The organism is Enterobacter sp. PP-008-ECC_S150 (assembly GCF_045257065.1).
Taxonomy (GTDB): Bacteria; Pseudomonadota; Gammaproteobacteria; order Enterobacterales; family Enterobacteriaceae; genus Enterobacter; species Enterobacter chengduensis.
On record NZ_JBJHHG010000005.1, the window covers coordinates 45,001 to 58,876 of the forward strand.

Sequence of the window (13,876 nt, forward strand, 5' to 3'; positions counted from 1 at the left end):
GAGGGGGCATGAGAACTCACATTTAGATAGATTGGGTAAACGTCCTCGATATCACATCCTGCTGCTGCTCGCGCGTCAGGGCATTAAACCGCACCGCATAGCCCGAAACGCGAATCGTCAGGTTCGGGTAGTTCTCAGGGTGCTCAATGGCATCCAGCAGCATCTCCCGGTTCATGACGTTAACGTTCAGGTGCTGCCCACCCTCAATGGACGCTTCGTGATGGAAGTACCCGTCCAGCAGCCCCACCAGGTTGGTTTTGCGCACCTGCTCGTCCTTGCCCAACGCCTGCGGCACGATAGAGAAGGTGTAGGAGATCCCGTCTTTGGCATAGGTAAACGGCAGCTTGGCAACCGAGGTGAGCGAGGCCACCGCCCCTTTTCTGTCGCGCCCGTGCATCGGGTTCGCGCCCGGGGCAAACGGCGTGCCGCCGCGGCGTCCGTCCGGCGTGTTCCCGGTCTTCTGGCCGTACACCACGTTCGAGGTGATCGTCAGTATCGACTGGGTCGGTACCGCGTTGCGGTAGGTTGGCAGCGCCTGAATTTTCTTCATAAAGCGCTCCACCAGGTCACAGGCGATGCTGTCCACGCGATCGTCGTTGTTGCCGTACTGCGGATAGTCGCCTTCTATCACGAAATCGACCGCCAGACCGGTATGGTCGCGCACCGGCTTCACCGTGGCGTATTTAATGGCCGACAGAGAATCCGCCGCCACCGACAGCCCCGCGATGCCGCAGGCCATGGTGCGATAGACGTCGCGGTCGTGCAGCGCCATCAGCGAGGCCTCGTAGCTGTACTTATCGTGCATGTAGTGAATGAGATTCAGGGCGCTGATGTACTGCACCGCCAGCCAGTCCATAAAGTGATCGAGGCTCGCCATCACGGTGTCGTAATCCAGCACGTCGTCCAGCAGCGGCGCGGTTTTCGGGCCGACCTGAATCTTCAGCTTCTCGTCTACCCCGCCGTTGATCGCGTACAGCAGCGTTTTGGCGAGGTTGGCGCGCGCGCCAAAGAACTGCATCTGCTTGCCGATCACCATCGGGCTGACGCAGCAGGCAATGGCGTAGTCGTCGCTGTTGAAGTCCGCCCGCATCAGGTCGTCGTTCTCATACTGCAGCGAAGAGGTGACGATCGATACCTGCGCGGCGTATTTCTTGAACGCGATCGGCAGCTGTTCAGACCAGAGGATCGTCAGGTTCGGCTCCGGAGCGGGCCCCATGGTGTGCAGGGTGTGCAGATAGCGGAAGCTGTTTTTGGTCACCAGCGTGCGCCCGTCCAGCCCCATGCCGCCGATCACTTCCGTCGCCCAGATCGGATCGCCGGAGAAGAGGGTGTCGAACTCCGGCGTGCGCAGGAAGCGCACCATGCGGATCTTCATGATGAAGTGGTCGATCAGCTCCTGCGCCTGGAGTTCATTCAGGCGTCCAGCCTGCATGTCGCGTTCAATGTAGATATCAAGGAACGAGGCCGTGCGCCCCAGCGACATCGCCCCGCCGTTCTGGGATTTTACCGCCGCCAGGTAGGCAAAGTAGACCCACTGCACCGCTTCCTGCGCGTTCATCGCCGGACGCGAGATATCAAAGCCGTAGCTCGCCGCCATCTGCTGGATCTGCAGCAGCGCGCGCTTGTGCTCCGCCAGCTCTTCACGCAGGCGGATCGTCGCCTCCAGATCTTCACCGCGCTCCAGCCTGCCCTGCAGATCCGCAAACTGCAGCTCACGCTCGCGCACCAGATAGGCGATGCCGTACAGCGCCACGCGGCGATAGTCGCCGATGATGCGCCCGCGTCCGTAGCCGTCCGGCAGACCGGTCAACACGCCGGATTTACGGCAGCGCATCATCTCCGGCGAATAGACGTCAAACACGCCCTGGTTGTGGGTTTTACGCAGGTCGGTAAACAGGTATTCGAACTGAGGATCCATCTCGCGACCGTAGGCTTCGAACGAGCTGCGGATCATGTTGATCCCGCCGTACGGATGGAGCGCGCGCTTGAGCGGCTTATCGGTTTGCAGGCCGACGATCGTCTCCAGATCCTGGTCGATATAGCCCGGCCCGTGAGCCGTGATCGTGGTGGCAATGTTGGTGTCAAAATCCACCGGCGCGTGGGTGGCATTCTCCTGACGAATGCCGACCATTACCTTCTGCCACAGCGCCGTCGTTGCTGGCGTCGCCTGCGCGAGGAAAGCTTCGTCGCCGTCATAAGGGGTGTAGTTATGCTGAATAAAATCGCGCACGTTGACGGCGCTTTTCCATTCTTCACCGCGAAACCCGGCCCATGCGTCGCTGTAGGGCGCGACGCCCGTATCGATTGTTACTTTCATGTGGATTCTCGCTTTATCAGGCGTAAGCCGCAGCCGGTGTCACCTTCCCAAGACGGAGGGCGTCCAGCGCGATCATTTTTTCTTCGTTGGTAGGGACAACCGCGCAGACCACGCGGGACGACTCGGTCGAGATGACGCGCTCGCCCGCGCTGCCCGGGAGGGCATTTTTGGCGTCGTCGAGGCGGATGCCGAACACGTTCAGATGCTCAGCCACCAGCGCGCGGATCAGTTTCGAGTTTTCGCCAATGCCGCCGGTAAAGATCACGCCATCCAGACGGTGCAGCGACGCCGCGTGCCCCGCAATATGCCGCGCAATGCGGTGAACGAAGGTGCGGATCGCAAGCACTGCCCGCTCGTTGCCTTCGTGCCACGCTTTCTCCAGCGCGCGTAAATCGGAGGAGATGCCGGAGATCCCCAACAGCCCGGACTCTTTGTTGACCACGCGCTCCAGATCCTCGAACGACTGGCCGGTCTGCTGCGCAATCCACGCCATCGCGCCAAAATCCACGTCGCCGCAGCGCGTGCCCATCATCAGCCCTTCCAGCGGCGTCATGCCCATGGAGGTATCGACGCTTTCGCCGTTGCGCACCGCACAGATGGACGCCCCGTTGCCGAGATGGGCAATAACCAGCCCGCTGTCGTCGGGGGACAGCCCGAGAAGCGTATGCGCCTGCGCGGCCACGTAGCGGTGAGAGGTGCCGTGGAAGCCGTAGCGACGCACGCCCAGCGCTTCAAAATAGCGGTACGGCAAGCCGTACAGGTAGGCCTGCGGCGGCAGCGTCTGGTGGAAGCTGGTATCAAAGACCGCAACCTGCTGCACGCCCGGGAACAGGCGCTCGGCGGCTTCCACACCGCTTAAGTTGGCGTAGTTATGCAGCGGCGCCAGCGGGGAGACCTGACGGATCTGCGCGATCACCGCTTCCGTAATAAGGGTCGACTCGCTGAAGAGATCGCCGCCGTGCGCAATGCGGTGGCCAATTAAGGCCACGCTGCTCATCAGGTTACGCTTCTCCAGCTCCAGGGCGATGGCAGCCAGCGCCCCTTCGTAGTCGCGGTGAGCCAGTTTGACCGGCTCACCCCCGTTCACGGAGATAAAGGCCTTTTCAGTGTTGATACCGTCCGCAATGCCCGTCATCAGGGCCTCGCAGCTGCTGGCGTCGAGCACCGAAAACTTAACAGAGGACGAACCGCAGTTAATAACCAGTACTACCGGAAACTCAATCATCATGTGACTCCGCTCTTCCTGAGCAATGGGTTAGAACAGTTTGTAAACGATATTCAGAATGGTCAGCAGGCCCACAACCGTGACGAAAATGTTCTCGGGTTTGCCCTTATATTTCGCCATGGCTGGCGCTTTGCGGATGGCGTACATCGGCAGCAGGCACAGCAGAGAGGCGATGATTGGCGCACCCATGGCCTCAATAAGGTCGAGAATGTTCGGGTTGGCGTAGGCCACAATCCAGGTGGAGCCCATGATGAACACCATGCTGATGGTGTTCAGCTTGCCGACAGAGACTTTCTTCTTGTCGCCCTTATAGCCGAACTTGAGGATCAGGCCGTTCAGCCCTTCCAGCGTGCCCAGATAGTGGCCGAAGAAGGATTTGAAGATAGCGACCAGCGCGATGATGGAGGCACCGTATTCGAGCACCGTCGCAAACGTCGATTTGGAGCCGGACATGGAGGCAAAGTGGTTTGCCAGGTAAGAGAGCACCGGAATGTTCTGCGCTTTGGCCTCCGCCATGTTCTGCGGGGAGAGCGTGAACAGGCAGCTAAAGGCGAAGAACATCACCACGGCGACCATCAGCAGGCTGGCGCGGCTGATAATTTTGGAACATTTTTGCTCGGTGAACGCTTTACCGAACTCTGGCTCATACTCTTCGCGCTTCGAGACCACAAACGAGGAGACGATAGGCGAGAAGTTGAAGGAGAAGACCATGATGGAGATCCCCAACCACACCGTGACCAGAATGCCGTCATGGCCGGTGAAGGCGATATCGCTCAGGTTGACCTGGTCAATCACCGCCGAGTTCCAGTAAGGGATCAGCGACAGGGAAATCAGCACCAGGCTGGCGATGAACGGGAACACCAGGAAGCTCATCACCTTCACCATCAGGTCTTTACCGAACCAGATAACAAAGGCCATCAGCAGCAGCAGGAACAGTGCCACCACGCCGCGGTTCAGCGCGGGCAGCTGGAGCTGGTTTTCCCAGAAGGTCATAAAGGTGTTGGTAATGGTAACGCCGTAAATCCACAGCAGCGGACAAATGGCGAAGAAGTAGAGGAACGTGATCACCACCCCGCCGGTTTTACCAAAGTGCTCTTCCACCGTTTCGGTGATGTTGCCGGAGACGTTGCTGCCGGAGAGGCACAGACGCGCCAGCGCGCGGTGGCAGTAAAAGGCGATCGGAAACGCAAGAACCAGCATCAGCAGGATAGGAATCAGCCCGCCAAAGCCTGCGCGAATGGGGAAGAACAGCACGCCTGCGCCAATGGCGGTACCAAACAGGCCAAGCGTCCAGGTGGTATCAGACTTGCGCCAGGAGGACGTTTTTGTCTGGCCAACGATAATGCTTTCTGTGTTGCTCATAGGTCACCTTTATGCGTCAACGAAGCCGGTAATTTGGGAAACACGGGAGAGATCGATATTGCCGCCGGAAATAATGCAGACGGTTTTGCGGCCCTGAATATAGTGATCGAGCTTGCCGCTTAATAACGCGGCACAGGCCAGCGCGCCTGCGCCTTCCGTCACCACTTTATTGCGCTGAATAAGCGCGATCATGCTGTTGCGAATATCGTCTTCGCTGACCAGCACAATGTCATCGACCAGTTCGCGAACGATTTCGAAGGTTAATTTCCCCGGGCGGGAAACATCGCAGCCGTCGGCTAACGTGCCGGTAACGCGATGGTTGGTTATTTCTCCTGCCTGCCAGGAGGCAGCCATTCCGTGCACGTTTTCAGACTGTACGCCGATAATATTGATGGTCGGGTTGATGGATTTAATCGCCGTGGCAATGCCGGCAATTAATCCGCCGCCGCCGATAGGCACAATCACGTTATCCACGTCATACAAATCTTCGAGAATTTCCAGACCGATGGTGCCCTGCCCGGCGATCACTTTGGCGTCGTCGTAAGGCGGAATAAAAATACGCCCTTCCATCTCGACGATTTCGCTGACTTTGGCGATGGTGTCGTTGAAGTTCTCGCCGTGCAGCACCACTTCAGCCGAGTAGTCGCGGGTCGCGGCCACCTTGGATTTTGGCGCGCCCATTGGCATCACCACCTTACCGTCGATGCCGAGCATGGCGCAGGAGAGCGAGACCCCCTGCGCGTGGTTTCCCGCGGAGCAGGCGACCACGCCCTTGCGTTTTTCAGCGTCGGTCAGCGAGCTTAATTTATTAAACGCGCCGCGAATTTTGAACGAACCGGTACGCTGCATGTTCTCAAACTTCAGGAATATTTCGCCCTTACAGCGCTCGCTGAGATAATTCGAACGCGGCATGCCGGTTTTATATATCTTGCCTGCCAGTCGTTTTCTGGCGTCCTGAATATCTTCAATGGTTACCGGGAGATCGTAAGTAATGTGCATAATATCCTCGTTATAATAATTCATTCTTTTCAGGCAAAGTCAGGGTATCAGAGCGTTAGAAAACTAAGCTCCGGGTATTTTTAAAATGCGTTCTATCAATTCATCGTCGTCTTTCGATATTCATCGACGAATATTGTTTTGCCAGCTCAACTAATACTGACGCCGATTTTTTAATTCTGTAATTTTTAGACCACACGGCGGCATAGCGCGCCACGGGTAATTCATCTTCTACGGGTAGCACGATAAACTGGTCAGAACCGAACGGGGCAATCATGTCGCGGGGAATGACCGTAAGATAATCGGCATTCAGCACAAGGTTATAAATGGTGACGACGGAATCGGTCTGGACGATGTTTTCGATGCTGATGTGGTTGTCTTGCAGAGTGGTCAGAAGTTCTTTGTAGTAGCCCATATCGGTTTGCGGCATCACCCACTGCTCGTGCGTGAGCGATGCCAGTGTCGTCGGGCCGGTGCACGTTCGCGTTTTGCTGGCGACCAGCACAAACTCGGACTCAAACAGCGGCTCGACGTGCAGATCCTGCAGCAGCATTTCATCGCTCAGCGTGCCGATGGAGAAATCCAGACGACCGTCACGAATGGCTGGCAGGAAAGAGGAGAGCTGGGCTTCATACATGGATACGCGCGCTTTCGGGAACACTTCCTTGAATTTTTTGATCATTTCGGACAGGAAGGTAAAGCCGATCAGCGACGGGTAGCCAAAGGAGACGTCCATCACGGTGCTGAAACTCAGGCTGTTGATTTCGCTCACCATGTTTTTCATTTCGCGGGTGATTGACTCTGAGTAGGAGAGCAGCACCTGGCCTGCGGCAGTGAGTTTTACGCCGGTGTTTTTCCGCACCATCACTTCCACGCCGAAGTAGGATTCAATATCGCTGATGATTTTGCTCACGGCGGGCTGCGTCAGGCCCAGTTGTCTTGCAGCAGAACCTATGGAGCCACTTTTAATGACTTCCTGAAATACCACGAGGTGCTGTGTTTTCGGTAGAATAATAGTGTTCATAATATTCTGCGCTTATTTCCCTATGACGGAGTGGATTCTACTCAATAATGTTAAGAGGGGTATGTGCTGTTACTCACAATTTGCCTTTCAGCCCTTTTAACCTACACCATCAAAAGCAATAAAAAACACTATAAATCAGGTATATAGGTGCATTCAAATACGCTATAATGCTGATATTGATCAACAAAATCAGCGGTAATAAATTTATTTTATGGCGATAACCCGGATAAATTAAACTGCGCTTTTAAAAATCAATAGAGACGATATTTCAGACAATTAAAGGACAATAAATAACCGTTATTTGGGTGAAACAATCTTTCAATTTATCAATTTTTTACGAGGTGAATTTTCAAACACGCGTAAAAGAGTGGAATATGTCACATATTCACCGGGGGAATGTATTTGATTTCAATATATGCATATCAGACGGGAAAAGTTTTGCGATCATTAGGATAACAACATTAACAAATTATCAATACTAAAAATCATCCGTTTTTTAGCGTGAAATTTTGTGATGGCGATCGTCTACAGATTCAGTAGCGAGGATGAAAGGATAAAAGCAGTGGAATGTGCTTAATGTCGCAAATATGAGAATTGATGTCGCTTGTGTGGTTGCCGGGTGGCGCTGCGCTTACCCGGCCTACAACCACCAGGAAAGCAAAAACCCCGCCAAAGCGGGGTTTTCTAAGAAGTTGAAGCTGACCGATAAGGCGGCTTCGTTCAACCATACGTCAGGCATCTGCGGCGCTGAAGTTGTCTTGTGTCGCAGACTGTATCTCAGTTTGTGTGGCAGATAAAGCAGGTTAAAAACCTCTGATGAGTAAGGAACGAACATTTTCCCATCCATTCAGGTAACCAATTTAGTGTGTCAGAACAGGAAGGGGAAGGACACGATGTTCATGATATAAACAGAATAATCAATTAATATCATCACTATTGTGACAACTTAAATGCTGAGGCAACTTATTCTCATATAACTATATGTAATACATAAAGTTTTCGCATTGCTTTGTTTGCATCAAAGAAGAGTGTATTGTTATTATTATATACGCAGTGTGACGGAATACTAATGACACAGTTAATCTCTACCCTCCTTGAGAAAACGGGCCCCTGTTTGAGCTCGGTCCTCGTAGAAGAGATGGTAAAAAAATCGACGATAAACAGCGTGACTGCACGAAAGCAGGTTTCACGTGCGGTAGCTACTGGTCAGCTACACTGCGTTGACCGCCTCTTTCCAAAGCGCGAACGTTTCATCTATCTTGCTAAACAGTATAGTTCGGGGCGTTACTGGCGAAACCTGACTACTGCACTGCTTGAATCCGGTTCAGCATATGGGCTGGCATTGAGCTGCCTAAGGGCACGTGGGGGGATTCTCAAACTCGAGCATTTTGCAGCAGCTTGTGGCTCGCCGATAGCCATGAAAAAGAGACTTTCGTGGACCACCGTCCTGGAAGGATTAGTCCAGCATAAGATGGTAAGGATAGTGAATCTGGTTTCAGTTGGCGATTGTGTCGCACTGACAGAAAAGAATGACGAAGCATATCATCGTGCTATCCCTTACTTAAAAGCACGTCTGACGACTGAATCTGTTCTGATGAAAGCTGTCGGACAGTGGGTGAAAAACACCGGTATCATCAGCTACGATACTTTGCGGACCCGCGAGACAGATACGTCAGATCAGATGCCATGTGTCTCGAGTTTCTGTTTCGATATCTCAGCCGCCTCGTACCTAAACCCACTCCTCCAGTTTACGAAGACAGGGGAAACCCGCCCGGGATTCTTTGTGTGTGATCTGTTGTTGGGTTTCACTCTGAGTTTGCAGCACGTGCAGCCCTTCCTTACGAAATGCCGTTCAATCAGCAGCCTTAAAAACAGTCCCCGATGTCTTTTTATGTTCATTGCGAATGAATACTCTGCGGAAGCATTCCAGGCACTAAAGCAGGCAGGAATCATCCCGGCCACACCTGAATCACTATTTGGCCAGGATCTTGCTGAGGCGCTTATCCAGCTACAAGCACTGATTAGCCACATGTCACTGAACTTGGGAGAGAATATAACTGCTATCGACGAAATTATGTCTAAGCTCTCGCGAATAGAAGGTGCAACTACACAGTTGCAGGGGGATTTGTTCGAGTACATCGTGGCCGAAGCTGTTCGTATGGACCACCCTATTGTTGATGTTGGGAGATTATGCATATCAGGCGACGGAAAACAGGCTGACTGTGATGTTTTTGCACGGCAAGGAAATGCCCGAGTTACCTTCATCGAATGCAAGGGCTACAAGCCATATTCAACGGTCAGAGATGAGGATGTTAAACACTGGATAGGGCATCAGATTAAGGTATTCAGAATGCATGCACTCCGTGAATATTCAGGGGCTGATATTGCCGTAGAACTATGGACCACCGGAAAGTTCAGTGATGATACCCGCGCAAGGCTGAGCAAGTTTAAGGAACAAAATGCCATTAATCAGCGGTACAGCGTAAATATCCTTGAGCCTCATGATGTACGCAACAGAATCAATGCCACACGCAACGCTTCGCTCATCCGGGTGTTCGAAAAGCATTTCATCGACAATGTATTCAAAGTGAACAGCAGAAATACACGCGAACCGTTCAGGTTTGCGGGGCATGATGTAGCCGATGAATACGACTTTTAATCTGGTATCGGGCTTTGCCATTTATGATTCTTATGACGGAGCTTGGTCCTGCCAATTTCATTGTAAAGGTTACGTGAGTAAACAGCATCTCGCCGTCACGTTCGTTTTTAGGCCTGAATAGGTTCAGGTCATATTTGAACCCATTTTGTATCTGTCGCTCCTTTGTTGTCAGGCGAAGGCTGCCCCCCAGATTTACTCACTATCAGCCGTATCGAAACTTTTGCTGTATGGGCAATGCTTCGACTTGGTGACGTAGGTAAAGGTGTAAATACTGTTGGAATAGACACACAAGGTTTGCCCGTTCGCCATGGTTGACTGCTCCGGGTTGCTCATAGTTATGCGCCCGGCATTGGCACTGAACGCAGTGAAGATAAGCCCCATCAACAACACTTTTCTTACCATCTTAAATCCTCAATTGAAGTTGATTTCTGCCGCCTTCCTGCAAGCGGGGTATGTAAGATGCATCTCAATTATTGATCTATAAAAACGATCGATAATATAATTTCGATCGATAAAATCTATTATTAATTTTAACGGTCAAGTCTGCATACAGGAAGAAGCATGAAAAAAATTACTGCGCTGCCTCTGTTGCTCTGCGCTTTCTCATTCGTAGCTAGTGGAGCGGTCTCGGGCGAAATCCAGCCATATCCTGATTACCTGTCTGCTTATGTCAAAACGCTTGTTTCAGCCAGTTGCGACCAGGTACTTTCAGACGATGGAACGAACTCCATTGATAGAGCCATCAAGTCCATCAGCGCTAGCGCCACCAAAGGAATGACCACCGACACGGAAAGTTACTACGCTGTTTACAATTCAATCGTCTTTGGCGCTGAGATGGGAGATAAGCTGAAAAATGCTAAGAAGAAGAAAATGATTCTGGCAACGAAAGATAAAATTGGAATAGATAGTTGCGGTGCTGTTGGTGCTTATGCATTGATGCAGAAGGATTTTAGAAAGATGGCCCTTACGGGACTAATGCCTTTAGCTCCGCAAGCAAATGTCGCAAAATCAAAGGCGACAACTTCAGACGAAAGCGTGTATCGAACTACGGCGAAAGGTCTGGCTGAACTTTATAAAGCTAACGAGGTTGCCGCTGATGACAAAATTGGTGGTCGTAAGGTGGAAGTAACCGGAAATGTTCAGGACATAACAAAAAATTTCGCGAATGATGTAGTTCTTAAACTTGAAAGCGGTAATCGCTTCATGCCTGTCAGACTGAGTATGTCGGACTCAGAGAAAGCGCAGGCGTCGAAATTGAAAAAGGGCCAAAAGATCACCGTAACTTGCGAAAAGATGCAGTTTTTCATCGGTGCACCGTCTGGCAGTGACTGCACCTTTAACTAATCTGTGATACGGTCTGCCGGGTAAAATTCCCGGCGACTTACCCTCCCCCCCCGCGCGAAGATTTCAGAAGCATCCCCTCCCGAAATGTCACACAGGCGAAAAATATCGGCGGTACGTGGGCCGCACGGCTTAACGGATTTCCTTAACATGCATGATGAATGCTGAATCTTTGCAAAATATCCCATAGATTAGCGAGTGCTCATTTCGGATAAAAATACAATAAAATCAATTCATTATGTTTTTAATGACTTCCAGCATTTATTATCATATTGTGCTGAAATGTGAGCCTTCTCCAATGGAGTTGTAAAAAGTCATGCTATACCATTACCAGAATGAACCCAGCAGCGTTACTACACGGGCCCCTTTAGTATTGTTACATGGTTAAGAAATGAGAGACATTGATGTAAGAAGAGCCGTACACAGCAAGATCCTCAAAGAGCATCATAAGGATCCCAGCACCCTCATTATTGATGAATTTACAATGAACTTGGGGGCAAGTCGTGCCGATATTGCTGTGATCAATGGATTGATGCACGGCTATGAGTTAAAAAGTAAAAGTGACAATTTACTTAGACTCCCTAAGCAAATAGAACATTATTCCTCCATTATGGATAAAGTAACGTTAGTTGTCTCAGAATGTCATGCTGAGTCTGCGCTTGAAATGATACCCAGTTGGTGGGGTGTAAAAGTCGTCACTCAAGGGTTGCGAAACGGCATACATCTGCAAACAGTGCGTTCTGACAAGCGCAATCCCAGCATAGACAAGTTATCTTTATCCATGCTTCTGTGGAAAGATGAGCTTTTGTCCATCCTAAAATCGGTGGGGCAAGAGCGCGGTTTAAAAAGTAAACCGCGTAAATTTTTATGGATGCTTCTAGCGGATACGCTTCAAGCAGATGAGCTAAGATCTATAGTCCGCGAAACCCTCAAAGCCCGTAAAGATTGGCGAGTTGATGTACGACCTTAGTTATATGGTGGTTTTGTCCAATCCTTCGCCATACCTCTGGACTACCAAATTTATGTGAAGGTAACGGATTTAGCCGATATGCAGCATACACCTGAGCATAGTTTTCTATGTCTTGGTCTCCAGCACAGAAGCTAGCCCCTGGGTATTCTGGATGCGCAATAATCGCTTGGCTATGTGCTCCATACTGTTCATAGCCATAGCGGGTTGCAACTCTTCCCCTAAACACCCAAAAATCATTGTCACCAGTGTAGCGAACGCTTGCTGTAGCACTTGGAAAACGAGTAGCTAAGCGGGTGTATTCAGGATGCTGAACGCCATAATCGCTATAAATCATCTGTCTAACTAACTGACCATTTGTATGCAAATCTTGCCAAAGGGTCCATTCCAACCTTTGCTGGGAGTAAATACCAACCGCGATACTACTTAAATCGATCGGGAAAGAACCGGATGCGAGAGCTACTGTTCGGAAAGTAGAAACATGTTGAAGATTGTTTATAAGCCCTAATGCCATGATTCTGATTGTCCCAGCATTAACACTCTCTTCAGTTAACATATCCCTTAAATCTATTACGACATCGATTTGTTCAGGGGGCAAACCAAGATGTTGAATGTATGTAGAAATCATCTGTGGATTCACAAGGTCAACCGTTGTGAGTCTTAAACAAACCTCACCTTGGAGAAGCGTGTCGATAGCGTTGCGATAATTCTGGGTTCTTGTTGGTGATGTAACCGGTATAACGCGTATTCCCGCTGCACGTACCTGATTCACCGCATTAACCATCGGGTATGTGTCATGAGCTGATATAAATTGCTCCTCAATCAGGATCCCATCCAGAAAAACTGATGACATAGCAGAACAGGCTCCAGCAACTTTCTGACCAAACCCATCAAGCATTTCATCATATGATTTATCAGGAATCTCCGTATCTGGATCGATAGGGACTGGCTCGATTTCAAGTAAAGGTGAAATTTTTTCCTTAACATGTGGTGTAAGCTGTGTGAGTGCAGAGAATTCCGCTCTTTTCGTTTTAAGTATTGGTATATATGAAATATTTGCCATGTTTCTCTCCCATTAATATGGCAACAAAGGAAATCCAATATCTCGCCATACGATAGGTAATACTATGAAATTGCTCACACTTCATGAGTCTTATGGGGAGTAGAGATGAATGTTAGTTTTATGAACTCACATATTAAATATGGCAAAAGATTGCTGGCCTTTACGCAAACGGACCTTTGAGACCTAACGTAACAGTTATCTTTCGTAAGGAATACTCCAAGAATGTCTCAGCGTATCTTTTCGGTAGACACAGTTGATACTTACCGCAGATGTTCGAATTTAGTATCTAAATGATGTTGTTTTAACTTATTTGATACTGTATCGTTAATGTCATCAATATGAGACTTTGAGGCAGAGATGAAAACTTTCGGATATGTACGGGTAAGTAGCAAAGATCAGAATGAAGCGCGTCAAGTTGAAGTGCTGGCGACGCAGGCTGACGAGATTTTGATCGATAAAGCCAGCGGTAAGGATGCAGACAGACCAGTCCTAAAAGAGCTAATGAGTAAAGTTCGTCCTGGCGACACGGTTCGAGTTAAAAGCGTTGACCGCTTGGCACGTAATACCCGCGATCTGCTGGAGATTCTGGAGGAACTGACCACAAATGGTGTAAGGGTTGAGTTTATCGATAATCACATGGTGTTTGATGATTCACCCACCAGCAAATTTATGATCACAATGCTCGGAGCCGTCGGTGAATTGGAGCGCTCTTTTATTCGCCAACGCCAGAATGAAGGCATCAAGATCGCGAAGGCGAAAGGTGTATTCAAAGGGCGACAAAAAGATGACGAGATCCGCAGGAAGGTCGCTGAGTATTTGGCTAAGGGGACATACTCCAATGAAGAAATTTACAAGCTGGTGGGGTGTGGGCGGGCTACATTTTTCCGGATCAAAAAAGAACTGAATGAAGCACCGTTGTGAT

The 13,876-nt window shown here is 50.4% G+C and carries 11 protein-coding genes; 4 read left to right on the forward strand and 7 right to left on the reverse strand.

The window, feature by feature from the left end; translation table 11 throughout:
• Positions 1-22: 22 nt before the first annotated feature.
• The 5 genes from pflB to tdcA form a co-directional block, all read right to left on the reverse strand.
• Positions 23-2,317: a formate C-acetyltransferase gene (gene pflB, locus ACJBF3_RS07650; protein ID WP_045330818.1), complete on the reverse strand. Its 2,295-nt coding sequence runs from the start codon at positions 2,315-2,317 to the stop codon at positions 23-25.
• Between the two features lie 16 nt (positions 2,318-2,333).
• Positions 2,334-3,542 (reverse strand): propionate kinase, encoded by a 1,209-nt coding sequence (tdcD, locus tag ACJBF3_RS07655; RefSeq protein ID WP_045330898.1) that lies wholly within the window; start codon positions 3,540-3,542, stop codon positions 2,334-2,336.
• Between the two features lie 30 nt (positions 3,543-3,572).
• Positions 3,573-4,904, reverse strand: coding sequence for a threonine/serine transporter TdcC (gene tdcC / locus ACJBF3_RS07660; protein WP_045330817.1), 1,332 nt, complete (start codon positions 4,902-4,904; stop codon positions 3,573-3,575).
• A 9-nt stretch (positions 4,905-4,913) separates the two neighbouring features.
• Positions 4,914-5,903 (reverse strand): bifunctional threonine ammonia-lyase/L-serine ammonia-lyase TdcB, encoded by a 990-nt coding sequence (gene tdcB, locus ACJBF3_RS07665; RefSeq protein WP_023326154.1) that lies wholly within the window; start codon positions 5,901-5,903, stop codon positions 4,914-4,916.
• Positions 5,904-6,003: 100 nt separating this feature from the next.
• On the reverse strand, positions 6,004-6,924 hold the full coding sequence (gene tdcA, locus ACJBF3_RS07670) for a transcriptional regulator TdcA (RefSeq protein ID WP_045330815.1): 921 nt from the start codon (positions 6,922-6,924) through the stop codon (positions 6,004-6,006).
• Between the two features lie 1,069 nt (positions 6,925-7,993).
• Here tdcA and ACJBF3_RS07675 point away from each other — a divergent pair.
• Complete coding sequence (locus ACJBF3_RS07675) at positions 7,994-9,583, forward strand: hypothetical protein (RefSeq protein ID WP_016245118.1); 1,590 nt, start codon at positions 7,994-7,996, stop codon at positions 9,581-9,583.
• Positions 9,584-9,775: 192 nt separating this feature from the next.
• Here ACJBF3_RS07675 and ACJBF3_RS07680 read toward each other — a convergent pair whose 3' ends face one another.
• Complete coding sequence (locus ACJBF3_RS07680; RefSeq protein WP_105611534.1) at positions 9,776-9,985, reverse strand: hypothetical protein; 210 nt, start codon at positions 9,983-9,985, stop codon at positions 9,776-9,778.
• A 159-nt stretch (positions 9,986-10,144) separates the two neighbouring features.
• On the opposite strand from ACJBF3_RS07680, the gene ACJBF3_RS07685 reads away from it, so the two are divergent.
• Both ACJBF3_RS07685 and ACJBF3_RS07690 read left to right on the forward strand, forming a co-directional pair.
• Positions 10,145-10,927, forward strand: coding sequence for an OB-fold protein (locus tag ACJBF3_RS07685; RefSeq protein ID WP_406544898.1), 783 nt, complete (start codon positions 10,145-10,147; stop codon positions 10,925-10,927).
• 388 nt (positions 10,928-11,315) lie between these two features.
• Positions 11,316-11,894 (forward strand): sce7726 family protein, encoded by a 579-nt coding sequence (locus tag ACJBF3_RS07690; RefSeq protein ID WP_016245121.1) that lies wholly within the window; start codon positions 11,316-11,318, stop codon positions 11,892-11,894.
• Here ACJBF3_RS07690 and ACJBF3_RS07695 read toward each other — a convergent pair.
• Complete coding sequence (locus ACJBF3_RS07695) at positions 11,854-12,954, reverse strand: beta family protein (RefSeq protein ID WP_406544900.1); 1,101 nt, start codon at positions 12,952-12,954, stop codon at positions 11,854-11,856. The two genes, ACJBF3_RS07690 and ACJBF3_RS07695, sit on opposite strands and share 41 nt — an antisense overlap.
• A gap of 357 nt (positions 12,955-13,311) precedes the next feature.
• On the opposite strand from ACJBF3_RS07695, the gene ACJBF3_RS07700 reads away from it, so the two are divergent.
• Complete coding sequence (locus ACJBF3_RS07700; protein WP_290095312.1) at positions 13,312-13,875, forward strand: recombinase family protein; 564 nt, start codon at positions 13,312-13,314, stop codon at positions 13,873-13,875.
• The last annotated feature ends 1 nt before the right edge of the window (position 13,876 follow it).

Excerpts from the sequence above, each read along its gene's own strand:
- ACJBF3_RS07675 (WP_016245118.1), top strand. The coding sequence starts at position 7,994 with ATGACACAGTTAATCTCTACCCTCCTTGAGAAAACGGGCCCCTGTTTG.
- ACJBF3_RS07700 (WP_290095312.1), top strand. The coding sequence starts at position 13,312 with ATGAAAACTTTCGGATATGTACGGGTAAGTAGCAAAGATCAGAATGAA.
- ACJBF3_RS07695 (WP_406544900.1), bottom strand. The coding sequence starts at position 12,954 with ATGGCAAATATTTCATATATACCAATACTTAAAACGAAAAGAGCGGAA.
- tdcD (WP_045330898.1), bottom strand. The coding sequence starts at position 3,542 with ATGATTGAGTTTCCGGTAGTACTGGTTATTAACTGCGGTTCGTCCTCT.
- pflB (WP_045330818.1), bottom strand. The coding sequence starts at position 2,317 with ATGAAAGTAACAATCGATACGGGCGTCGCGCCCTACAGCGACGCATGG.
- ACJBF3_RS07685 (WP_406544898.1), top strand. The coding sequence starts at position 10,145 with ATGAAAAAAATTACTGCGCTGCCTCTGTTGCTCTGCGCTTTCTCATTC.
- ACJBF3_RS07690 (WP_016245121.1), top strand. The coding sequence starts at position 11,316 with ATGAGAGACATTGATGTAAGAAGAGCCGTACACAGCAAGATCCTCAAA.
- ACJBF3_RS07680 (WP_105611534.1), bottom strand. The coding sequence starts at position 9,985 with ATGGTAAGAAAAGTGTTGTTGATGGGGCTTATCTTCACTGCGTTCAGT.
- tdcA (WP_045330815.1), bottom strand. The coding sequence starts at position 6,924 with ATGAACACTATTATTCTACCGAAAACACAGCACCTCGTGGTATTTCAG.
- tdcC (WP_045330817.1), bottom strand. The coding sequence starts at position 4,904 with ATGAGCAACACAGAAAGCATTATCGTTGGCCAGACAAAAACGTCCTCC.
- tdcB (WP_023326154.1), bottom strand. The coding sequence starts at position 5,903 with ATGCACATTACTTACGATCTCCCGGTAACCATTGAAGATATTCAGGAC.